Origin of the sequence: Pseudomonas sp. St29 (assembly GCF_001547915.1) — a bacterium.
Classification (GTDB): Bacteria; Pseudomonadota; Gammaproteobacteria; order Pseudomonadales; family Pseudomonadaceae; genus Aquipseudomonas.
In genome coordinates this window covers 276,137-298,796 of record NZ_AP014628.1, presented here as the reverse complement: position 1 = coordinate 298,796, position 22,660 = coordinate 276,137, and the positions used below count along the sequence as shown (strand labels likewise).

At 65.3% G+C, this 22,660-nt stretch carries 20 protein-coding genes; 13 read left to right on the top strand and 7 right to left on the bottom strand.

Annotated features, from left to right (window positions below; genetic code table 11):
* Positions 1-2 precede the first annotated feature (2 nt).
* Complete coding sequence (locus PST29_RS01340) at positions 3-404, bottom strand: type II toxin-antitoxin system HicB family antitoxin (RefSeq protein WP_060845058.1); 402 nt, start codon at positions 402-404, stop codon at positions 3-5.
* Positions 405-433: 29 nt separating this feature from the next.
* Entirely contained in the window at positions 434-616 is a 183-nt protein-coding gene (locus PST29_RS01335; RefSeq protein WP_060845057.1) for a type II toxin-antitoxin system HicA family toxin, read from the bottom strand.
* Positions 617-877: 261 nt separating this feature from the next.
* Here PST29_RS01335 and PST29_RS01330 point away from each other — a divergent pair, with 261 nt between their 5' ends.
* Positions 878-1,135, top strand: coding sequence for a hypothetical protein (locus tag PST29_RS01330; RefSeq protein WP_060837020.1), 258 nt, complete (start codon positions 878-880; stop codon positions 1,133-1,135).
* A gap of 9 nt (positions 1,136-1,144) precedes the next feature.
* On the opposite strand, the gene betT is transcribed toward PST29_RS01330, so the two are convergent.
* Together betT and epsC are read right to left on the bottom strand one after the other, a co-directional pair.
* Entirely contained in the window at positions 1,145-3,106 is a 1,962-nt protein-coding gene (gene betT / locus PST29_RS01325) for a choline transporter BetT (protein WP_162492852.1), read from the bottom strand.
* 498 nt (positions 3,107-3,604) lie between these two features.
* Positions 3,605-4,531 carry a serine O-acetyltransferase EpsC gene (gene epsC / locus PST29_RS01320; protein ID WP_041115170.1) on the bottom strand — a complete coding sequence of 309 codons (927 nt, stop codon included), beginning with the start codon at positions 4,529-4,531 and terminating at the stop codon, positions 3,605-3,607.
* Positions 4,532-4,720: 189 nt separating this feature from the next.
* Between epsC and PST29_RS01315 the strand changes: the two genes are divergently transcribed.
* The 12 genes from PST29_RS01315 (at position 4,721) to PST29_RS01260 (ending at position 16,908) form a co-directional block, all read left to right on the top strand.
* The gene (locus tag PST29_RS01315) at positions 4,721-5,716 is read left to right on the top strand and encodes a D-cysteine desulfhydrase (RefSeq protein WP_060837018.1); all 996 of its coding nucleotides are present in this window, start codon (positions 4,721-4,723) and stop codon (positions 5,714-5,716) included.
* A gap of 741 nt (positions 5,717-6,457) precedes the next feature.
* A complete protein-coding gene (gene tcyJ / locus PST29_RS01310; RefSeq protein WP_060837017.1) occupies positions 6,458-7,255 on the top strand; it encodes a cystine ABC transporter substrate-binding protein in 798 nt (265 codons plus the stop codon).
* Entirely contained in the window at positions 7,255-7,920 is a 666-nt protein-coding gene (tcyL, locus tag PST29_RS01305; protein WP_060837016.1) for a cystine ABC transporter permease, read from the top strand. The genes tcyJ and tcyL overlap by 1 nt, the downstream gene beginning before the upstream one ends.
* A 4-nt stretch (positions 7,921-7,924) precedes the next feature.
* A complete protein-coding gene (tcyN, locus tag PST29_RS01300) occupies positions 7,925-8,677 on the top strand; it encodes an L-cystine ABC transporter ATP-binding protein TcyN (protein WP_060837015.1) in 753 nt (250 codons plus the stop codon).
* A 55-nt stretch (positions 8,678-8,732) separates the two neighbouring features.
* Positions 8,733-9,119, top strand: a complete 387-nt coding sequence (locus PST29_RS01295; RefSeq protein WP_060842165.1) for a DUF2750 domain-containing protein — start codon at positions 8,733-8,735, stop codon at positions 9,117-9,119.
* Positions 9,120-9,492: 373 nt separating this feature from the next.
* Positions 9,493-10,734 (top strand): SfnB family sulfur acquisition oxidoreductase, encoded by a 1,242-nt coding sequence (locus tag PST29_RS01290; protein WP_060837013.1) that lies wholly within the window; start codon positions 9,493-9,495, stop codon positions 10,732-10,734.
* Positions 10,735-10,773: 39 nt separating this feature from the next.
* Positions 10,774-11,973 (top strand): SfnB family sulfur acquisition oxidoreductase, encoded by a 1,200-nt coding sequence (locus PST29_RS01285; protein ID WP_060842164.1) that lies wholly within the window; start codon positions 10,774-10,776, stop codon positions 11,971-11,973.
* Complete coding sequence (locus tag PST29_RS01280; protein WP_060842163.1) at positions 11,973-13,340, top strand: LLM class flavin-dependent oxidoreductase; 1,368 nt, start codon at positions 11,973-11,975, stop codon at positions 13,338-13,340. Before PST29_RS01285 ends, PST29_RS01280 begins: the two co-directional genes overlap by 1 nt.
* 210 nt (positions 13,341-13,550) lie before the next feature.
* Complete coding sequence (locus PST29_RS01275) at positions 13,551-14,360, top strand: MetQ/NlpA family ABC transporter substrate-binding protein (RefSeq protein WP_060842162.1); 810 nt, start codon at positions 13,551-13,553, stop codon at positions 14,358-14,360.
* A 1-nt stretch (position 14,361) separates the two neighbouring features.
* The gene (locus PST29_RS01270; RefSeq protein WP_060842161.1) at positions 14,362-15,486 is read left to right on the top strand and encodes a methionine ABC transporter ATP-binding protein; all 1,125 of its coding nucleotides are present in this window, start codon (positions 14,362-14,364) and stop codon (positions 15,484-15,486) included.
* Positions 15,476-16,120 carry a methionine ABC transporter permease gene (locus PST29_RS01265; RefSeq protein WP_060842160.1) on the top strand — a complete coding sequence of 215 codons (645 nt, stop codon included), beginning with the start codon at positions 15,476-15,478 and terminating at the stop codon, positions 16,118-16,120. Before PST29_RS01270 ends, PST29_RS01265 begins: the two co-directional genes overlap by 11 nt.
* A 161-nt stretch (positions 16,121-16,281) precedes the next feature.
* Positions 16,282-16,908, top strand: a complete 627-nt coding sequence (locus PST29_RS01260) for a class I SAM-dependent methyltransferase (protein WP_060837007.1) — start codon at positions 16,282-16,284, stop codon at positions 16,906-16,908.
* A 347-nt stretch (positions 16,909-17,255) separates the two neighbouring features.
* Here the strand turns inward: PST29_RS01260 and PST29_RS01255 are convergent, their stop codons facing one another.
* Genes PST29_RS01255 through PST29_RS01245 form a run of 3 tightly spaced genes read right to left on the bottom strand, consistent with a single transcriptional unit; the run spans position 17,256 to position 22,494 of the window.
* Positions 17,256-20,336: an efflux RND transporter permease subunit gene (locus PST29_RS01255; RefSeq protein ID WP_060842159.1), complete on the bottom strand. Its 3,081-nt coding sequence runs from the start codon at positions 20,334-20,336 to the stop codon at positions 17,256-17,258.
* Positions 20,333-21,403: an efflux RND transporter periplasmic adaptor subunit gene (locus PST29_RS01250; RefSeq protein ID WP_060837005.1), complete on the bottom strand. Its 1,071-nt coding sequence runs from the start codon at positions 21,401-21,403 to the stop codon at positions 20,333-20,335. The genes PST29_RS01255 and PST29_RS01250 overlap by 4 nt, the downstream gene beginning before the upstream one ends.
* A complete protein-coding gene (locus PST29_RS01245; RefSeq protein WP_060842158.1) occupies positions 21,400-22,494 on the bottom strand; it encodes an efflux RND transporter periplasmic adaptor subunit in 1,095 nt (364 codons plus the stop codon). The genes PST29_RS01250 and PST29_RS01245 overlap by 4 nt, the downstream gene beginning before the upstream one ends.
* Positions 22,495-22,660 lie beyond the last annotated feature (166 nt).

Sequence of the window (22,660 nt, the reverse complement as noted above, 5' to 3'; positions counted from 1 at the left end):
CCTCAGGCCGACAGTTCGCGCAGCGCCGCGGCGGCCAGGAACCCGGAACGCGAGTTGTAGCGCTGGTCACGCTTGACCGTCTGATCGATGCGCTCCAGCAGGTGTTCCGGCAGGGTGGCATTGAAGCGCACCGACTTGCCGAAATACGGCGTCACGTCAAACTCCACCACGCCCCATACACCCCCGGCGTAGTCGGGGTTGTCCAGGTGCTCATCGATCTCGTGCACCTGCGGCAGAGGCTCGCCATCGGCCACCAGCCCTGCGTAATGCAGGGACAACGCCTCCTTCACGTTCTCGAACGCCTGGGACACCGTGTGACCAGCGGAGTAACAGCCCGGCACATCCGGAACGATCACCCCGTATTCAGAGTCGGCATCCTTGTGCAGAACCACCGGGAATTTCATGTCGTTGGACTCCTCATGCAGTAACGGGCTCATTTCAAGCCCGCCTGTTTCAAGATGCTGTTGAGCGTGCCCCTGGGCAGATCCGCATCCGGATGCTTGATAGTGACGCGCCCTGGTTTCCAGGGATGCTTGTACTGATGGTGACTGCCCTTCACGGCAATCAGGTACCAACCATCCGCCTCAATCTTGCCGATCATCTCCCGACTGCGCATAACCCTGCCCTGTGGATACCGAACCATCAGGCACCTTATCCAATCCAGCACGCAGTGATACACACTATACACACTTGGTTAATCAATACGCTGATAGCGCAATGCCTGCTCATGAGCACGGGAGACGGCTGGCCGACCAAGAACCCCGTCTCCTTGCATCAGATGGTCTGGTTTGCCGCCTATGCTCCATGGACAGGTCGACAAACACCCCGTGCCGGCCAGCGCGACATCGTCCGACCGCTCCTGCAGGAGACGCTTTCCATGCACACCACCATCATCATCACCTTCGGCCTGATTCTGCTGGCGCTGCTGCTGTTCATCGGCGAGCGGCTGGGCTTTTCCCGATCGATATTGGGCTTTGGATTTACCGGGTTGTGGCTGGCGTTGACGGTGATCAACGGCGCGGTGGGGATGGTTACCGCCCATCAGCCCCTGAGATCGGAACTGATGGTCGGCAGCCTGGTGTTTGCCGTGCCGGTGCTGGCCCTGGTGCTCTACCTGCTGTTCACCAGGGCCTGAGCGCCTGGCTCAGCGCACCAGATGCAGGAACTGCATGTGGCGTTCGTACTGGTCGAGGATGTCGTTGATGATCTGCTCCTTGCTGTAGCCCATCAGATCGTAATCCTGACTGCCCTCGGCCAGGTGCACCTCGGCCCGGTAGTAACGGCGATTGCGCAGCTCTTTGGGCCCCATGCCGCCACGGGCGAAGGACGGGGTGAAGTAGCCGCGCATCTGCACCTGGTAGATGAACGGGTGCTGGTCGCCATGACCGATTTCCAGGCTCACGCTGTCGTTGGCCGGGTCGGGCTGGGTCACCACGTTCAGGCCCTTCTCGGCGAACACCGCGGTCACCTCTTCGATGGCCGGGCGCACCGTCTGGTCGAGGAAGCGATACACCTCATCCCGGGACGGGAAGTGCACCGCCTGGCTCAGGCGCTGGCGCCAGCCACCCTTGCCGCGCCGCGAAGGCGCCACCGGGGCCAGGGAGTGCAGTTGGGCAATGCGCCGCTGCGACTCCAGGTAGAACGCCTTGTGCAGCCCCCACATCATCAGCAGCAGGATCAGCGAGAACGGCAGCGAGGTCAGCACCACCGCCGACTTCAGCGAGTCGATGCTGCCAGCGAACAGCAACGCACTGGTGACCAGCGCGGTCATCGCGCCCCAGAACACCCGCAGCCATTTCGGTCCGTCCTCGTCGGCGTTGCCGCCCTTGGCCGACAGGGTCGAGAGCACCACGGTGCCGGAGTCCGCCGAGGTGACGAAGAACACGAAGCTGATGAACACCGTGACCGCGATCACGGTCTTGCTCCAGGGGTAGGTTTCCAGCAGCAGGTAGAGGGTCATCGACGGGTTGTCGATGGCCGACAGGCCCAGGGCGCTCATGCCGTGGTTGAGCACCTGGTCGATGGCGCTGTTACCGAAGATCGACATCCACGCCAGGGTGAAGCCCAGGGGAATCAGCAGCACGCCGAAGACGAATTCGCGAATGGTCCGGCCGCGGGAGATCCGCGCGATGAACAGCCCCACGAACGGCGACCAGGCAATCCACCAGGCCCAGTAGAACACCGTCCAGCCGCCCAGCCAGTCGCTGGGCTTGTTGTAGGCGTAGACGTCGAAACTCTTGGTCGGCAACGCGCCCAAATAGTCCCCGAGGTTCTGGATCAGGGTGTTGAGCAGGTGCTGGGTCGGACCGGCGAACAGCACGAACAACAGCAGCGCCACCGCCAGCAGCATGTTGATGTCGGACATCACCCGCACGCCCTTGTCGACTCCGGACACCGCGACAATGATCGCCGCGCCCATCATCAGGGTGATCAGGCCAACCTGAATCCACTGGGTGTGAGCGATGCCGAACAGGTAGTCGAGGCCGGAGTTCAGGTGCAGCACGCCAAAGCCCATGTCGGCGCCCAGGCCGAACACCGTGGCGATGATGCCGAAGCCGTCCACCGCATAGCCGATGGGGCCGTTGATGCGCTTGCCGATCAGCGGGTACAGCGCCGAACGCAGGGCCAGCGGCAGGTTATGCCGGTAGGCGAAGTAGGCCAGGGCCATGCCGACGAAGGCGAACACCCCCCAGCCGTGCAGGCCCCAGTGCAGGAACAGCAACTGCATGCCCTGGCGCGCCGCCTCGGCGGTGCCGGCCTCGCCCTGGGGCGGTTGCAGCATGTGGGTCAGGGGTTCGGAAACGCAGAAGAAGAACAGGGTGATGCTGATCCCGGCGGCGAACAGCATGCCGGCCCAGGACAGGTAACTGAACTCGGGTTCGTCGTGGTCGGCACCGAGCTTGATCTTGCCGTAGCCGGACAAGGCGGTGACCACCACGAAGACCAGGTACAGGGTCATCGCCAGCATGTAGTACCAGCCGACCGTATTGGCCGCCCAGTTTTGCGCCGCCAGGAGCCAGGCGCCGGCCTGTTCCGGCATGGAAATCACCACCACGCCGAAGATCAGGATAAAGCTCGCGGCGAAGTAGAACACCGGAGGGTTCATGCGAATCAGAGTATTCGCGGAGCTGGATGGCGCACTCATGAACGGTGCACCTCGAAGGGATGAAACACGGCTGAAATGTACGGACTCAGCAAAGGCAAGCCTCCTGTTGTGAGCGGGCAGCGAACCACCGGTTTAACTTGAACGAGCGTTCAAGTTAAACATGGATAGGCGCTCGAGGACTAATCGCAGGGCTCAGCGGTACTGTTCAGTACGCTAGCTCAGGGAAGGGTATGACGGATGGCGAACGGAATCGTTCAGCAGAAAAAACGCTGCCAGCTGTGTGTGGCGGTTGATCGTCAAGCAAGGTCCTGCGGACCTTTTCCCAGCCTCGCAGGCTCGGCAGCGGCTACAAGAAGCCGGTGCGGCGGGAGGCATGGACGCCTCTGTAGCCGCTGCCGCAGGCTGCGAACGAGCCGCAGGCTCGCCGGCGATCGCACCACCGCCGAGGCCCCTGCGGTGCCTAGCGCAGCCTGCGGCAGCGGCTACAGAAGGCCAGTCCTACTTTTGCGAGCCGTCGTCGTGCTGCAGGTTGGCCTGGGTCAGGTTGCAACCGGCCGGCACGCTGCGGGTCAGCCAGACGTTGCCGCCAATGGTCGAACCCTTGCCGATGGTGATGCGCCCGAGAATGGTCGCGCCGGCGTAGATCACCACGTCGTCCTCGACGATCGGGTGGCGCGGGTGGCCCTTCTGCAACTGGCCGTCTTCGTCCGCCGGGAAGCGCTTGGCCCCCAGGGTCACCGCCTGGTAGATGCGCACCCGCTCACCGATGATCGCGGTCTCGCCGATCACCACGCCCGTGCCGTGGTCGATGAAGAAGCTGCGGCCGATCTGCGCCCCGGGGTGAATGTCGATGCCGGTGGCCGAGTGGGCGATTTCCGAGCTGATCCGCGCCAGCAACGGCAGGCCGGCACGGTACAGATGGTGCGCCAGGCGGTGGTGAATCACCGCCAGGATGCCCGGGTAGCACAGCAGCACTTCATCGACGCTGCGGGCCGCCGGGTCACCGTGGTAGGCGGCCAGCACGTCGGTGTCCAGCAACACCCGCAGGCCCGGCAGGGCCAGGGCGAAATCCTGGATCAGGCGAATCGCCCGGGCGTTGACTTCGGCATCCGCCTCGCCGTTCTGCCGGGCCACGTAACGCAGCTCCAGGCGCGCCTGGGCCAGCAACGCATTGAGCGCCGCGTCCAGGGTGTGGCCGACGTAAAAGTCCTCACTCTCTTCGCGCAGGTCCACCGGCCCCAGTCGCATGGGGAACAGGGCGCCGCACAGGGCCTCGAGGATCTCCGCCATGGCCGCTCGCGACGGCAGCTCACGCCCGCCCTGCTCGCCGCTGACCCGACCGTTGCGGGTACGCCACTGATCACGGGCATCGCGCAGTTGGCCAACGATGGTCTGCAATTGCCAATGGCTGGAACGCTCGCTCACGATAAGACTCCTTACTCGGGCGGCCGGACAATCGGGCCGCGCAAACGGCGATCACTTTACGCCCCGCCAGGGCGAGGTTTAAGAACTAATTGTTCGGTTTACAGCACTTTTTCGCATAAGCGATTGGCGGTTGCCCGGGCAAATAACGCTGCCTATAGTCCTTGCACCTTCCCTGTTCCGTGCGGCCTCATGATCAAACAACAGCTTGCCCGCTTTCCCCGTCTCGACCTGCTCGGGCACACCACCGCCCTGGAAAAACTCGAACGCCTGTCGGCCTGGATCGGGCGCGATATCTACGTCAAGCGCGACGACACCACGCCCCTGGCCATGGGCGGCAACAAGCTGCGCAAGCTCGAATACCTGGCCGCCGATGCCCTGGCCCAGGGCGCCGATACCCTGATCACCGCCGGGGCCATCCAGTCCAACCACGTGCGCCAGACCGCGGCCCTGGCCGCCAAGCTGGGGCTGGGTTGCGTGGCCCTGCTGGAAAACCCCATCGGCACCGAAGACCCCAACTACCTGGGCAACGGCAACCGCCTGCTGCTGGAGCTGTTCGACGCCAAGGTCGAGTTGGTGGAAAACCTCGACCAGGCCGACGAACAATTGCAGGCCCTGGCCGCGCGCCTGCGCAGCAACGGCAAGAAACCCTACCTGGTGCCCATTGGCGGTTCCAACGCCCTGGGCGCCCTGGGTTATGTGCGCGCCGGCCTGGAGCTGGCGCAGCAGATCGAAGACAGCGGCCTGGACTTCGCCGCGGTGGTCCTGGCCTCCGGCAGCGCCGGCACCCACAGCGGCCTGGCCCTAGCCTTGAGCGAAGTGCTGCCACAGTTGCCGGTGATCGGCGTGACCGTCTCGCGCAGCGACGAGGATCAGCGGCCCAAGGTCCAGGGCCTGGCCGAACGCACCGCCGAGCTGCTGGGAGTGAACCTGCCGGCGGCGTTCAACGTGCAACTGTGGGACGAATACTTCGCCCCCCGTTACGGCGAACCCAATGCCGGCACCCTGGCCGCGGTCAAGTTGCTGGCCAGCCAGGAAGGCCTGTTACTCGACCCGGTGTACACCGGTAAAGCCATGGCCGGCCTGCTGGATGGCGTCGGTCGCCAGCGTTTCAACGATGGCCCGATCATCTTCCTGCACACCGGTGGCGCCCCGGCGCTGTTCGCCTACCCCGGCGCCTTCGCGTAGAAGGTGAAATTTTGCGTAGGAGCCGGCTTGCCGGCGAAGAGGCCCGTAAGCCTTGCACCGCCCTTGACGGCGCCTTCGCTGGCAAGCCAGCACCTGCGGGGTGAATGCCGTGAAGTTTTGCGTAGGAGCCGGCTTGCCGGCGAAGAGGCCCGCAAGCCTTGCGCCGCCCTCGACGGCGCCTTCCCTGGCAAGCCAGCACCTGCTGGATGAATGCCGTGAAGTTGTGCGTAGGAGCCGGCTTGCCGGCGAAGAGGCCCGCAAGCCTTGCGCCGCCCTCGACGGCGCCTTCCCTGGCAAGCCAGCACCTGCTGGATGAATGCCGTGAAGTTGTGCGTAGGAGCCGGCTTGCCGGCGAAGAGGTCCGCAAGCCTTGCGCCGCCCTCGACGGCGCCTTCGCTGGCAAGCCAGCACCTGCGGGGTGAATGCCGTGAAGTTGTGCGTAGGAGCCGGCTTGCCGGCGAAGAGGCCCGTAAGCCTTGCGCCGCCCTCGACGGCGCCTTCGCTGGCAAGCCAGCTCCTACGAGGAAGGAGACTGCTCGCGGACAACCAAACCAAAAAGAATAACAAGATGAATTTATATTATTTTTAAACCTATAAAAGTCACCTTATAGTCGCGCCGCAGGCCGATTTGCCAAAAGACGCATACGCTGCATTAAGGCAGGATAAGGCGTCACTCTCGGCTCACCGATTGGCCTGCATCTCCCACCCGCATCGTGCATAAGAAAATCACAGGGGCTTGTCATGAATCTTTCCGTACTGCGTCGCAATCTGCTGATTGGCACACTGGGCCTGGCCCTCGGTGCCGGACTGATGGGGCAAGCGGTTGCCGGCGAGCAACTGCAGAAGATCAAGGATGCAGGCGTGATCAACGTCGGCCTGGAAGGCACCTACCCACCGTTCAGCTTCGTCGATGAAAACGGCAAGCTGGCCGGCTTCGAAGTGGAATTCTCCGAAGCCCTGGCGAACAAGCTCGGGGTCAAGGTCAAGCTGCAGCCGACCAAGTGGGACGGCATTCTCGCGGCCCTGGAATCCAAGCGCCTGGACGCGGTGATCAACCAGGTGACCATCTCCGAGGAGCGCAAGAAAAAGTACGACTTCTCCACCCCCTACACCGTCTCCGGGATCCAGGCCCTGACCCAGAAAAAGGATGAAGGCAAGTTCAAGACGGCCGCCGACCTGGGTGGCCACAAGGTCGGCGTGGGCCTGGGCACCAACTACGAGCAATGGCTCAAGGACAACGTCCCCAACGCCATCATCAAGACCTACGACGATGATCCGACCAAGTACCAGGACCTGCGCGTAGGCCGCATCGACGCCATTCTGGTGGACCGCCTGGCGGCCTTCGAGCTGATCAAGAAAACCAAGGACACCCTGGTGGTTTCCGGCGAACCCTTCTCCCGCCAGGAAGCCGGTGTGGCCCTGCGCAAGGGCGAACCCGAACTGCTGGCCGCGGTGAACAAGGCGATCGAGGAACTGCGGGCCGACGGCACGCTGAAAAAGCTCTCGGAAAAATACTTCAACGCTGACGTCACCCAATAATGGAAGCAGGCCTGCAACTGGCGCTGGATTCAGCGCCATTTCTCCTCAAGGGCGCGTATTACACGGTCATCCTCAGCCTCGGCGGCATGTTCTTCGGGCTGCTGCTGGGCTTTGGCCTGGCCTTGATGCGCCTGTCGCGCCTGACCCTGGTGAGCTGGATTGCCCGGGTCTACGTGTCGTTCTTTCGCGGCACGCCGCTGCTGGTGCAGCTGTTCGTGATCTATTACGGCCTGCCGCAACTGGGGCTGGAACTGGACCCGTTGCCCGCCGCGCTGATCGGCTTCTCCCTGAACATGGCGGCCTACGCCTGTGAAATCCTCCGGGCCGCCATCGGTTCCATCGAGCGCGGTCAATGGGAAGCCGCCGCCAGCATCGGCATGACCCGGGCCCAGACCCTGCGCCGGGCGATCCTGCCGCAAGCCATGCGCACGGCCCTGCCGCCGCTAGGCAACAGCTTCATTTCCCTGGTCAAGGACACCGCCCTGGCTGCCACCATCCAGGTGCCGGAACTGTTCCGCCAGGCGCAGCTGATCACCGCCCGTACCTTCGAAATCTTCACCATGTATCTTGCCGCCGCGCTGATCTACTGGGTTCTGGCCAGCGTGCTCGCGCACCTGCAGAACCGCCTGGAGCAGCGGGTCAATCGGCACGACCAGGAGTCCTGAAGCCATGATCGTGGTGGAAAAACTGACCAAGCAGTTCAAGGGCCAGACGGTGCTCGATGGCATCGACCTGCAGGTCAAGGAAGGCGAAGTGATTGCCATCATCGGCCCCAGTGGCTCGGGCAAGACCACCTTCCTGCGCTGCCTGAACTTTCTTGAAGAACCGACCAGCGGACGCATCCGCATCGGCGACATCGCCATCGACAGCAACATCCCCCTGAACCAGCAACAAAGCCGGATCCGCCAGTTGCGCCAGCAAGTGGGTTTCGTGTTCCAGAACTTCAACCTGTTCCCCCACCGCACCGCCCTGGAGAACGTCATCGAAGGCCCGCTGGTGGTGAAGAAGACCCCACGGGAACAGGCCGTTGCCCTGGGTCGTGCGCTGCTGGCCAAGGTCGGCCTGGCGGGCAAGGAAGACAGCTACCCGAGGCGCCTGTCCGGTGGCCAGCAGCAACGGGTGGCGATCGCCCGGGCCCTGGCCATGGAACCGCGAGTGATCCTGTTCGACGAGCCGACTTCGGCCCTGGACCCGGAACTGGTGGGCGAAGTCCTGGCCACCATCCGCAGCCTGGCCGAAGAGAAACGCACCATGATCATCGTCACCCACGAAATGGGCTTCGCCCGGGACGTGGCCAATCGGGTGATCTTCTTCGACAAGGGGGTGATCGTCGAACAGGGCGAAGCCAAGGCGCTGTTCGCCAACCCCCAGCACGAGCGCACCCGCCAGTTCCTCAGCAAGTTTCTCCACCCCGGCACATGAAGCTTGAAACTCCCCTAGCCGGCTGCCCGCTCCCCTTCCAGGCCATGGAGGCCTGATGCTGGCGCCGCAGAAAATCCATAACCTGCTCCGGCTCTCGCCCCAGGCGCGGTGTGACTACTTGATTCGCAAGGTGGCGGATTTCCAGGTCATCTGGGGGCTGTTCGCTGACGGCTGGGCCACCGCCGGCTCCGCCCAGGCCAGCGCCATCGCCATCGCCTTCTGGCCAGAGGCGGAGTTCGCCGCCTGGTGCGCCCACGGCCCATGGCACGGCTTTGAACCCAAGCCCATTGAGCTGGGCCATTTCCTCTCCCACTGGCTGCCTGGCATGCAGCGCGACGCCAGGCTCTGCCTGGTGTTTGCGGATGCGGACGGACAAGGCCTGTTGCTGCCCCCCGAGTCACTGCTGCAATCGCTCACCCACGAGCTGGATCAGTACCAGTAACGCCTGCGGCGGCGCCTGAACGCTCAGCGCCGATCGCCTCACTTCGCGTGCTTGCATCCCCCTGCCCGTGTTCTTTTGCACCGACGAAAAATGCTCGCCGGCGTCTGCCGCACACCGCGCCAGCCCGCAGCCACTGGGCCGCAACCGGCCATCCTGCCGTATACGTAAAGCCCTTCTATTCATATTCCTAAAAGTTAGTTTATTTAATTTTTATACGCGCTTAGGGTATATGCACCGGACCACCGGACATTCTTGATTCTGATTTCGCCGCATGACGCGGCCTATCCAAAAGATGTGAGGTAGGTATGGTCCGGAACACAATCACCCCAGTGCAGATCGCCAGGGCATTGCGTGCAGCCAAGGAGTGGCGCTGATGTCCAGTCTGATCGAAGCCCAGGTCCAGAGTGACCTGGATATTGCTCCCCTTTTGCTGCCCGCTCGGGTACTGCGCAACGACGCCGAAGCCCTGCAAGCCGCCCATGAACTGGCCGACGCGGCCCGCCAGCAGGCAGCCCAACGCGACCGCCAGCGCAAGCTGCCCTGGGCGCAGATCGAACAATTCACCCGCAGCGGCCTGGGCAGCATTGCCGTGCCCCGCGCCTACGGCGGGCCACAGGTGTCGTTCGTCACCCTGGCCGAGGTCTTCGCGATCATTTCCGCGGCCGACCCGGCCCTGGGGCAGATCCCGCAGAACCAGTTCGGCCTCCTCGGCCTGATCCTCGGCTGCGGCAGCGAGCGGCAGAAGAAACAGCTGCTGCAAAGCGTCCTGGAAGGCTGGCGCATCGGCAATGCCGGCCCGGAACGCGGCACCAAGAACACCCTGGAACTCAAGGCGCGGATCACCAGGGATGGCGACGGCCATGTGATCAACGGCCAGAAGTTCTACTCCACCGGCGCCCTGTTCGCCCACTGGGTGGCGGTCAAGGCGCTGAACGAGGAAGGTCGCCAGGTGCTGGCCTTCGTCCGCCGTGGCACCCCAGGCTTGCGCATCGTCGACGACTGGTCGGGCTTCGGCCAGCGCACCACCGCCAGCGGCACCATCCTGCTCAACGATGTGCGGGTCGAGTCCGAGCTGGTGCTGGACAACTGGCGGATCAACGAGTCGCCGAATATCCAGGGCGCGGTGTCGCAACTGATCCAGGCCGCCATCGATGCCGGCATCGCCCGGGAAGCCGTGGCCGACGCTATCCGCTTCGTGCGTGAACGGGCCCGCCCGTGGATCGACGCCAACGTCGAGCGCGCCAGCGACGACCTGTATGTGATCGCCGACATCGGCAAGCTGCAGATCGAACTGCACGCCGCCGAGGCCCTGCTGCGCAAGGCCGGGCAAGTGCTGGACCAGGTCAGCGCGGCGCCGATCACCGCCGAGTCCGCCGCCCGCGCCTCCATCGCCGTGGCCGAAGCCAAGGTACTGACCACCGAGATCTCGCTGCTGGCCAGCGAAAAGCTTTTCGAGCTGGCCGGCAGCCGCGCCACCCTCGCCGAATTCAACCTCGACCGCCACTGGCGCAATGCCCGGGTGCACACCCTGCACGACCCGGTGCGCTGGAAGTACCACGCCGTCGGCGCCTACCACCTGAACGGCACGCTGCCGGCCCGGCATTCCTGGATTTAACCGCCCAGAACGCTTTTGACCAGATCTCTGGAGAAACACATGTCTCTTGCTCAACACGTCGCGGTCATCACCAGCGACGAACAAGCCCTGATTGTCGCCAGCGACCTGGCGGAAGACTTCAAGCGCGACAGTGCCCTGCGCGACCGTGAACGGCGCCTGCCCCATCCCGAGCTGGAAGCCTTCAGCCGCTCCGGCCTGTGGGGCATCAGCGTGCCCAAGGAATACGGCGGCGCCGGGGTGTCCAACGTCACCCTGGCCAAGGTCATCGCCCTGATCGCCGAGGCCGACGCCTCCCTGGGGCAGATCCCGCAGAACCATTTCTACGCCCTGGAAGTGCTGCGGGTGAACGGCAGCGAGCCGCAGAAGCAGCGGTTGTACGCCGAAGTCCTGGCCGGCCGCCGCTTCGGCAATGCCCTGGCTGAGCTGGGCACCAAGACCGCCCACGACCGCACCACCCGCCTGAGCCGCGACAGCAGCGGCCAGGGCTACCGCATCGACGGGCGCAAGTTCTACGCCACCGGCGCCATCTACGCCCAGCGCATTCCCACCTCGGTGGTGGATGAGCACGGCGTGCAGCAACTGGCCTTCGTCCCCGCCGACGCCCAGGGCCTGAGCGTGATCGACGACTGGAGCGGCTTCGGCCAGCGCACCACCGGCAGCGGCTCGGTGCTGTTTGAAAACGTCGCGGTGGACGAGGCCGACGTGGTGCCGTTCCAGAGCGCCTTCGAACGCCCGACCCCGGTCGGTCCCCTGGCGCAGATCCTCCACGCCGCCATCGACACCGGCATCGCCCGCGCCGCCTACGAAGACGCCCTGCGCTTCGTGCGCACCAAGACCCGGCCATGGATCGACTCCGGCACCGACAAGGCCACCGACGACCCGCTGACCCTCAAGAGCTTCGGCCAGCTGAGCATCCGCCTGCACGCCACCGAAGCCCTGCTGGAGCGCGCCGGGGAATTCCTCGACCGGGCCCAGGCCGAGACCAACGCCGACACCGTGGCCGCCGCCTCCATCGCCGTGGCCGAGGTCCGCGCCCTGAGCACGGAAATCTCCCTGGCCGCCGGCAGCACCCTGTTCGAACTGGCGGGCAGCCAGGCGACCCTGGCCGAGCACGGCCTGGACCGCCACTGGCGCAACGCCCGGGTGCACACCCTGCACGACCCGGTGCGCTGGAAGTACCACGCGGTGGGCAACTACTACCTCAACCAGCAGAACCCGCCACTGCGGGGGACCATCTGATGGCCGCGCCTGAAACCGCCAAGAAGAAGATCCTGCTCAACGCCTTCAACATGAACTGCGTCGGGCACATCAACCACGGCCTGTGGACCCACCCGCGGGACAACTCGACCCAGTACAAGACCCTCGAGTACTGGACCGAACTGGCCCAGCTGCTGGAGCGCGGGCTGTTCGACGGGCTGTTCATCGCCGACATCGTCGGGGTCTACGACGTCTACCAGAACTCGGTGGACGTGACCCTCAAGGAGTCGATCCAGCTGCCGGTCAACGACCCACTGCTGCTGGTTTCAGCCATGGCGGCAGTGACCAAGAACCTGGGCTTCGGCCTCACCGCCAACCTCACCTACGAGGCGCCCTACCTGTTCGCCCGGCGCCTTTCCACCCTCGACCACCTGAGCCGTGGCCGGGTCGGCTGGAACATCGTCACCGGCTACCTGGACAGCGCCGCCCAGGCCATGGGCCTGAAGCAGCAGATCGAGCACGACCGTCGCTACGACCAGGCCGATGAGTACCTGGAGGTGCTGTACAAGCTCTGGGAAGGCAGCTGGGAAGACGACGCGGTGCTTGATGACCGCGAGCAGCGCGTCTATGCCCAGCCGGACAAAGTGCACAAGGTCGAGCACCAGGGCGAGTTCTATCAGGTCAGCGGTTATCACCTGTGCGAGCCGTCACCGCAGCGCACCCCGGTGCTGTTCCAGGCCGGCAGCTCGGATCGCGGCCTGCTGTTCGCCGGGCGCCACGCCGAGTGCGTGTTCATCAGTGGGCAGAACAAGGCGGCGACCAGGGCCCAGGTGGACAAGGTCCGCGCCAGCGCCGTGGCCGCCGGGCGCAATCCCGAGGACATCAAGGTGTTCATGGGCCTCAACGTGATCGTTGGCCAGACCGAGGAACTGGCCTGGCAGAAGCACGCCGAGTACCGCCGCTACGCCAGCGCCGAGGCCGGGGTGGCGCATTTTTCCGCGTCCACCGCGATCGACTTTTCCCAATACGAGATCGACGAACCTATCCAGTACGTGAAGAGCAACGCCATCCAGTCGGCCACCAAGCACCTGCAGAACAACGACTGGACCCGGCGCAAGCTGCTGGAGCAGCACGCCCTGGGCGGCCGCTACTTCACCGTGGTCGGCTCGCCGCAGCAGGTGGCCGACGAGCTGGAATCCTGGATCGCCGAAACCGGCCTGGACGGCTTCAACCTGACCCGCATCGTCACCCCGGAAAGCTACGTCGACTTCATCGACCTGGTGATCCCCGAACTGCAACGACGCGGCTCCTACAAGACCGCCTACGACGAGGGCACCCTGCGGGAAAAACTGTTTCACGAAGGCCGCAAACTACCCGAACGACACACCGGCGCGGCCTACCGCCGCTGACCACCCTGTGGCGAGGGAGCTTGCTCCCGCTGGCTTGCGCAGCAAGCCCAAACCCGGACGGCGCGGTATGCCTGCAACACCGTGGCGCCTGGGTCCAGGGCCGCGATGCGGCCCAGCGGGAGCAAGCGCCCTCGCCACAGACAGCGGTCTTCGCCACACCCAAACGCAATTGTTCAACCTCCTCATTCGGATTGACTGGAAGTAACCACCATGAAAACCACGCTCCTGCGCCACCCGGTCAAAGCCCTGGCCCTCGCCCTCGGCCTGTTCAGCAGCGCCGTGTTCGCCGCCGACGCACCGCTCAAGGTCGGCACCACCGCCGCCTTCGCCATCCCCCTGGAGGCCGCCGTGGAAGAGGCCGGCAAGCAGGGCCTGAAGGTGCAGCTGGTGGAGTTCACCGACTGGATCGCGCCCAACGTCAGCCTGGCCGCCGGCGACATCGACGTGAACTACTTCCAGCACATCCCCTTCCTGGAAAACGCCAAGGCCGCCGCCGGTTTCGATCTGGTGCCCTTCGCCCCGGGCATCATCAACAACGTCGGCCTGTACTCGAAGAAATACACAAGCTTCGCCGAGCTGCCCGAAGGCGCCAGCGTGGCCATCGCCAACGACCCGATCAACAGCGGACGCGGCCTGCAACTGCTGGCCAAGGCCGGGCTGATCACCCTCAAGCCGGGCGTGGGCTACAAGGCCACCGAAGACGACATCGTCAGCAACCCGAAGAAGATCAAGATCCTCCAGGTCGAAGCCGTGCAACTGGTGCGCGCCTATGACGACGCCGACCTGGTCCAGGGCTACCCGGCCTACATCCGTCTGGCCAAGACCTTCGACGCCGGCTCGGCGCTGCTGTTCGACGGCCTGGACCACAAGGAATACGTGATCCAGTTCGTGATCCAGCCCAAGAGCAAGAACGACCCGCGGCTGATCAAGTTCGTCGATATCTACCAGCACTCGCCTGCCGTTCGCGCCGCCCTGGATAAAGCCCACGGCAAGCTCTACCAAGCCGGCTGGGAAGGTTGAGATGAGTGCCGCGACGCTGCAGCGCAAGCTGCCGGAACCTGCGCCAAAGAGCGCCGAGCAGACCGAGCTGCACCCCGAGCTGAACCGCGCCCAGGTGCGCTTCATCGGCCTGGGCAAGACCTACCAGGGCCAGCAGGGTCCGGTGCAGGCCCTGCACGGCATCGACCTTTCGATCCAGCGCGGCGAAGTGTTCGGCATCATCGGCCGCAGCGGCGCCGGCAAATCGTCGCTGATCCGCACCATCAACCGCCTGGAGCAACCCAGCAGCGGCCGGGTGCTGATCGACCAGGTGGACATCGGCGACTTCGACGAAGACCGGCTGGTGGCCCTGCGCCGACGCATCGGCATGATCTTCCAGCACTTCAACCTGATGTCGGCCAAGACCGTGTGGCACAACGTCGAGCTGCCGCTGAAGGTGGCCGGGGTGCCCAAGGCCGAGCGCCAGCGCAAGGTCCGCGAACTGCTGGAACTGGTGGGCCTCAAGGACAAGCACCAGGCCTACCCGGCGCAACTGTCCGGCGGCCAGAAGCAGCGGGTGGGCATCGCCCGGGCCCTGGTCCACGATCCCGAGATCCTGCTGTGCGACGAAGCCACCTCGGCCCTGGACCCGGAAACCACCCAGTCGATCCTCGCCCTGCTCAAAGAGATCAACCAGCGCCTGGGCCTGACCATCATCCTCATCACCCACGAGATGGCGGTGATCCGCGAGATCTGCGACCGGGTGGTGGTGCTGGAGCACGGGCGCATCGTCGAACAGGGGCCGGTCTGGGAAGTCTTCGGCCACCCGCAACACGAGGTCAGCAAGACCCTGCTGGCGCCCCTGCAGCACGGCCTGCCGCCTGAGCTGCAAAGCCGTTTGCGCAGTCATGCGCAATCGTCCGAGGCCGCCGTGGTGCTGAGCCTGCGCTTTACCGGCAGCCAGACAGAAGAGCCGGACCTGGCGGCGCTGTTCGGCGCCCTGGGCGGCCGCGTGCGCCTGCTGCAAGGTGGCGTCGAACGCATTCAGGGCCACGCCCTGGGGCAGCTGCTGCTGGCCGTCCAGGGCTCGTCCCTGGGGGCGGCGGAACTGCGTCAACGTGCCGGGCAATGGGCACAGCAAGTGGAGGTACTGGGCTATGTGGTTTGATCGCTTGTTGCAGGGCGTCCTCGACACCCTGCTGATGGTCGGCGTGTCCTCGCTGATCGCCCTGCTGGCGGGGATTCCCCTGGCGGTGATCCTGGTCACCAGCGGCAAGGGCGGGATCTACGAGGCGCCGCACCTGAACCGGGCCCTCGGGGCTTTCGTGAACCTGTTCCGCTCGATCCCGTTCCTGATCCTGATGGTGGCGCTGATCCCCTTTACCCGGCTGATCGTCGGCACCACCTACGGCGTGTGGGCGGCGGTGGTGCCGCTGACCATCGCCGCCACACCGTTCTTTGCGCGCATCGCCGAAGTGAGCCTGCGGGAAGTCGATCACGGCCTGATCGAAGCGGCCCAGGCCATGGGCTGCCGACGCTGGCACATCGTCTGGCACGTGCTGCTGCCGGAAGCGCTGCCGGGCATCGTCGGCGGCTTCACCATCACCCTGGTGACCATGATCAACTCCTCGGCCATGGCCGGGGCGATTGGCGCGGGCGGGCTGGGGGACATTGCCTACCGCTACGGTTACCAGCGTTTCGACAGCCAGATCATGCTCACGGTGATCGTGCTGCTGGTGATCCTGGTGGCGGCGATCCAACTGGGCGGCGACCGACTGGCGCGGGTGCTGAACAAGCGCTAGTGGCACCCCGTGTAGCCGCCGCAGGCTGCGACAAGGTCCGCAGGACCTTGCGAGGCCCTCAAGAGCGGCGTCTCCTGCGGAGCCGTTCGCAGCCTGCGGCAGCGGCTACAGGGTGCATGGGGTATATTCGGGCCATTCCTCTTCACGCCATGCAGCCCGCCATGAAACTTGCTCCAGACGACCTAGACACCATCACCGCCACCACCCTCGGCCACTACCAGCAGGTGGCCGAAGACTTTCGTGAAGGCACCCGCGACCACGACGTCAGCCAGAACATCGACGCGCTGCTGCGGCATATCCAGGGCCCGGCGCCCTTCACCGTGCTGGATTTTGGCTGCGGTCCGGGGCGCGATCTGCAGACCTTCACTCGCCTGGGCCATGTCGCCATCGGCCTCGACGGTTGCGAGCGTTTCGCCCAGATGGCCCGGGACGACAGCGGCTGCGAGGTCTGGCAGCAGGACTTTCTCAAGCTTGACCTGCCCGCGGAGCACTTCGACGGCATCTTCGCCAACGCGGTGCTGTTTCACATTCCCCGCCAGGAACTGCCGCGGGTGCTCAAGCAACTGCATGCCAGCCTCAAGGACGGTGGCGTGCTGTTCAGCTCCAACCCGCGCGGCGACAACCAGGAAGGCTGGAACGGCCCGCGCTATGGCGCCTACCACGACCTCGCGGCCTGGCAGGCGCTGCTGACCGAGGCAGGCTTTGTCGAGCTGGAGCATTACTACCGCCCCGCCGGCCTGCCCCGGGAACAGCAACCCTGGCTGGCCAGCGTCTGGCGCAAGGCCTGAGCCCTCCCGCCCCACTCCCCCGTAGGCGCCGACTTGCCGGCGAAAGCGCTTGCGGATCAAGCGCCCGCCTCCCGGGCCTTCGCTGGCAAGCCAGCTCCTACATGGCCGTGGGCTGCCGACGTCATTCACACTACCGCCAACCTCGTAGGAGCCGGCTTGCCGGCGAAGGCGGTTCCAGATCAGCCGCCCGCCTCCCGGGCCCCTTCGCTGGCAAGCCAGCTCCTACATGGCCGTGGGCTGCCGACGCCATTCGCACTACCGCCAACCTCGTAGGAGCCGGCTTGCCGGCGAAGGCGGTTCCGGATCAGCCGCCCGCCTCCCGGGCCTCTTCGCTGGCAAGCCAGCGCCTACATGGCTGTGGGGCGGGGGGTGTCTTGGCTCGGTTCCTTGATCTTGTACCAGGCCACGTACAGCGCCGGGAGGAACAGCAGGGTCAGCAAGGTGGCGACGATGATGCCGCCGATCATGGCGTAGGCCATCGGCCCCCAGAACACTTCCCGGGCAATCGGGATCATCCCCAGGCTGGCCGCCGCCGCGGTCAGCAGGATCGGTCGGCGCCGGTGGTGGGTGGCTTCCAGCACCGCGTCCCAGGGGTGATAGCCCTCGCGCTCGTAATCATCGATCTGGGTCACCAGGATCACCGAGTTGCGGATGATGATGCCGATCAGCGCGAGAATCCCGAGGATCGCCACAAAGCCCATGGGCGTGCCGGTGGGCACCAGGGCCAGGACCACGCCGATCAGTCCCAGGGGCGCCACGCTGGCCACCAGGAACAGCTTCTGCACGCTGTGCAGCTGGATCATCAGGAAGGTCGCCATGAGGAACAGCATCAGCGGCACCACCTTGGCGATCGGGCCCTGGGCCTTGCCGCTTTCCTCCACGGTGCCGCCGGTGGCCACCGAGTAGCCCGCCGGCAGGCTGGCGGCGAAGCGGTCGATCGTCGGTTTCAGCTGCTTGACCAGGTCGGTGGGCTGGATCGCGTCGCGCACCGCGGCCTTGATGGTGATGGTCGGCTTGCGGTCGCGACGCCATACCAGCGGCTGCTCCAGCTCGTAGCCCACGGTGGCGAAGGCCAGCAACGGAATCGACGTGCCGCTGGGGGTGACGATCTGCAGGTTCTGTAGGGTTTCCGGGGAGCCGCGTTCATTGTCGTCGGCGCGGCCGACCACGTTGATCAGGTAGATGTCGTCATGCACCTGGGTCACGGTGGAGCCGCTGACGATGCTGTTCATCAGCCGCGCCACATCCTCCGAGGACAGCCCGAGCTGGCGCGCCTTGTCCTGGGCGATGTCGATGCGCAGCACTTTGCCGGGCTCGTTCCAGTCGTAGATGATCTCGCCGATGTGCGGGTTCTGGTCCAGTTCGGTGGCCAGGTCGATGGCGTGCTTGCGCACCTGATCGATGTCCTTGCCGCTGACCCGGTACTGGATCGGCCGCCCCACCGGCGGGCCCATTTCCAGGGCCTGTACGTAACTGCCGATGCCGACGAAGTCTTCGCGCAGGCGCTTGCGCAAACGCTCGGTCAGGGCCGTGCGCTGCTCCAGGCCCTTGCTGACGATCACCAGCTGGGCGTAGTAGGGGTTCTGCAGTTGCTGGTCCAGGGGCAGGTAGAAACGGATCGCGCCTTCACCGATGTAGGTGCTCCAGCGCTCGATGTCCGGGTCGTCCTTGAGGGTCGCTTCCAGGCGGTCCACGGCCAGGCGGGTCTCGTTGATCGAGGCGTTCTGCGGCAGGTTGAGGTCCACCAGGATTTCCGGCCGGTCGGAAGACGGGAAAAACTGGTTCTGCACGAAGCGCATGCCGAACACCGAGGCGGCGAACAACAGCACGGTGATGCCGATCGCCCACCAGCGGTTGCGCATGGCCCACAGCAGGCCGCCATTGAAGGCCCGACCGATGCGCCCCGGCTCCTCGGAGTGGGGTTTGACGTTGGTGCTGAGAATGTGGATGCCGATCACCGGGGCGAACAGCACCGCGACGATCCACGACACCAGCATGGCCACGGCGATCACCGCGAACAGGGTGAAGGTGTACTCACCAGCGGAGCTGGCGTTGAGGCCGATGGGCACGAAGCCGGCCACGGTGACCAGGGTCCCGGTGAGCATCGGGAAGGCGGTGGAGGTGTAGGCGAAGGTCGCCGCCTGCTCCTTGCTCTCGCCCTTTTCCAGGCGCGTGACCATCATTTCCACGGTGATCATGGCGTCGTCCACCAACAGCCCCAGGGCGATGATCAAGGCCCCCAGGGAGATCCGCTGCATGGTGATGCCGCTGTACTCCATGAACACGAAGACCATGGCCAGCACCAGCGGGATCGAGCAGGCCACCACCAGCCCGGCGCGCACCCCGAGGCTGATGAAGCTCACCACCAGGACGATGATCACCGCCTCGAACAGGGCACTGGTGAAGCCGCCCACCGCCTCCTGCACCACCTCGGCCTGGTCGGACACCTTGTGCACGCCGATGCCGATCGGCAGGTCGGCGGTCAGCTCATCCATGCGCGCATGCAGGGCCTTGCCGAAGTCCTGGATGTTGCCGCCCTTCTTCATGGCAATCGCCAGGCCGATGGCCGGCTGGCCGTTGAAGCGGAACAGCGGCGTGGAAGGGTCGACGTAGCCGCGGCTGATGTCGGCGATGTCGGCCAGGCGATAGAAGCGGTCATTGAGCCGCAGGTTGACCGTGGCCAGGTCCTTCTCCGAGGCGAACTGCCCGGAAGTGCGCACCGAGATCCGCTCCGGCCCGGCCTCGATCACCCCGGCCGGGGTCACCGCGTTCTGCGCTTGCAGGCTTTGCAGGACCTGGCGCTGGTCGATGCCCAGGGCCGCCAGCTTGCGCGTGGAAAAGTTCAGGTAGATGACTTCGTCCTGCTCGCCGACCATCTCCACCTTGCCCAGGTTCGGCACTTCGCGGATCTCGGCGCGTACCTGCTCCACGTAGTCACGCAGCTGGCGCATGCTCAGGCCGTCGGCGGTAAAGGCATAGATCGAGCCGAACACATCGCCGAATTCATCGTTGAAGCCCGGGCCCTGCAATCCCTGGGGAAAGTCGCCGCGGATGTCGTTGATCTTCTTGCGCACCTGGTACCAGATCTCGGGAATGTCCTTGGCACTGGTGGTGTCGCGCAGGTAGACGAACACCGTCGACTCGCCGGGGCGGGTATAGCTTTTCACATAGTCCAGCGAATCCAGTTCTTCGAGTTTTTTCTCGATGCGGTCGGTGACCTGCTTCAGGGTTTCTTCCTGGGTCGCGCCGGGCCAGCGGGTCTGGATGACCATGGTCTTGATGGTGAAGGACGGGTCTTCCTCGCGCCCCAGGTTCAGGTAGGAAAACACCCCCATCAGCAACGCGACGAACATCAGGTACCAGACGAAGGACTGATGCCTGATCGCCCATTCGGAGAGGTTGAAGCTTCCTTTGCTGGCAGGGGTCATTGCGCGCGATCCTCGTCGATTTTGACTTTCTGCCCCGGCTTGAGGCTGTTGACCCCGGCACTGACCACCCGCTCGCCGGGCTTGACGCCCTGGCCGATCAGCGCCGAATCGCTGTCGCGGCTGAGCACCCTGACCTCACGCGGGGCGACGGTCTGGCTTTGCGGATCGATGACCCAGATCCGGGTCTGGCCCGCCACCTCTTGCAGGGCGCTCAGGGGCAGCTCGGTACGCGGTTCGATGGCCGAGCTCAGGGTCACGCTGATGGCGGTGCCCAGGCGGAAGGCCTCGGGGGTGTCCTTGAGGGTCAGGCGTGCGCGACGGGTGCGGGTCGCGCTCTGGGCCTGGGGCTCGATCTCGCGCACCGTGGCGGTGGTGCTGAGGCTCGGATCCAGTTGCGCCGCGACCTTGAATTCCACATCCGCCGGCAGCTGGTCCACCAGGGTCGCCGGCAGGTCGATCACCGCTTCCTTGATCTCCGGCCGGGCCAGGGTCACCACCTGCTGGCCGGCCGTCACCACCTGCCCGGCCTCGGCGTTCCAGGCCGTGACCACGCCGCCGTGATCGCTGCGCAGCTGGCTGTAGTTGAGCTGATCCTGGGCCTGGCGCAGCGCGGCCTTGGCCTGATCCAGGGCGGCGCCGGTGGTCTTCAGGTCGGTCTGGGCGATATCCAGTTGCGCCTGGGCGCCGACGCCACGGTCGAACAGCTCCTGCTGGCGTCGGGCATTGGCCTGGGCGTTGATCCACTGCGCCTCGACCTTGGCCAGGTCGCCCTGGGCGGCCCGCAGCTGGTTCTGCTGATCGGTGGGATCGAGGGTCGCCAGCAGGTCACCGGGGCCGACTTCGGCGCCGACATCGACAGCACGGTTGGCGATGCGCCCCGGCACCCGGAAGCCCAGGTTGGTTTCATAACGGGCCTGGATGTTGCCGGCAAAGCGCCCCAGGCTTTCCTCGGACTGCGACACCACCCGGATCGACAGCACCGGACGCACCGGCTCCGGTGCCGGTTCTTCCCTGGAGCAGCCCGGCAGCAGGGCGGCGGCGCACAACAGTGGCAGCAGGCGCTTCATGGCTGCGCTCCCTGATCGTTGTGGCTGGCGGCAATCTCCACCTTCATCCCCGGATGCAACAACTGCCCGCCCGCCACCACCACTTTTTCGCCGCCCTTGAGGCCATCACTGATGATCACCTTGCCGGTCAGGTAACGCCCGACCTTGACGCTGTGCAGCGAGGTCTTGCCGTCTTCGCCCACCAGCCACACCGCCGGTTCGCTGAGGTTCTTGGTCAACGCCGACCAGGGCAGCACCACGCTGGCCTTGCCGTTGGCCCGGGCCGTGGCACTGACCACCGACCCCAGGTCCATGCCCGCCGGCAATGCGTCGAGCACCACCTTGACCTGCACCGTGCCGCTCTGGGCCGAAACCACCGGGGTCACTTCGCGGACCTTGCCGGTGGTGGTGACCTTGGGGTTGTCCAGCAGGCTGATGTGGATGGTTTCCTGGCCCGGCGGCTCCATCAACAGCGACTCGTAGACGTTGAACACCGCGTCGCGCTCGCCGTCCCGGGCCAGGCTGAAGATCGGCATGGTGGCCTGCACCACCTGGCCGACCTCGGCCTGGCGCGCGGTGATCACCCCCTGGGCCTCGGCCACCAGCTCGGTGTAGCCCAACTGTTCGCGGGCATTGGCCAGTTGCGCCTGGGCCGCGCTCAAGGCGCTCTGGCTGCTGCGCAGGGCGGCCTGGGCCGAGTCGTATTCACTCTGGCTGGTGTAGCCCTTGGGCAAGAGTTTCTGCTGGCGGACAAAGGCCGCACCGGCCTGCTTGACCCGGGCCTGCTCGGCGAACACCGAGGCGGCGGCGGAGTCGACCTGGGTCTGCAGGTCCTTGGGGTCGAGCCGGGCCAGCACCTGCCGGGCAGACACCCGGTCGCCGACATCCACCAGGCGCTGGATGATCTTGCCGCCCACACGGAACGACAACTCGGTCTGCACCCGGGCCTGAATGTCGCCGGTGAGGGTCACCGAAGGCGCAAAATCGCTGCTCTGCACCGACTGGATCCGCACCCGCGGGTGCTCCTTCTCGGTCGGTTTTTCCGCCCCGCAGCCACCGAGCAGAGCCAGCAGCCCCAGCCCCACCATCCACTTCGAATTGAGACCGGTCATGCAGACTCCTTGTGCGTGTTCGTAGCGCCCGTGACGTTACGACTGTGAGCTTAGAACAGGGTTCAACCCTTGCACGGGGCTCCTGAAACACAGGGTCCTGGTGGCCGCAGAGGCGGCGGCGAACCAGCCGCCCTTCGACAAATGAGGCACACTGCGCGCCACGCAA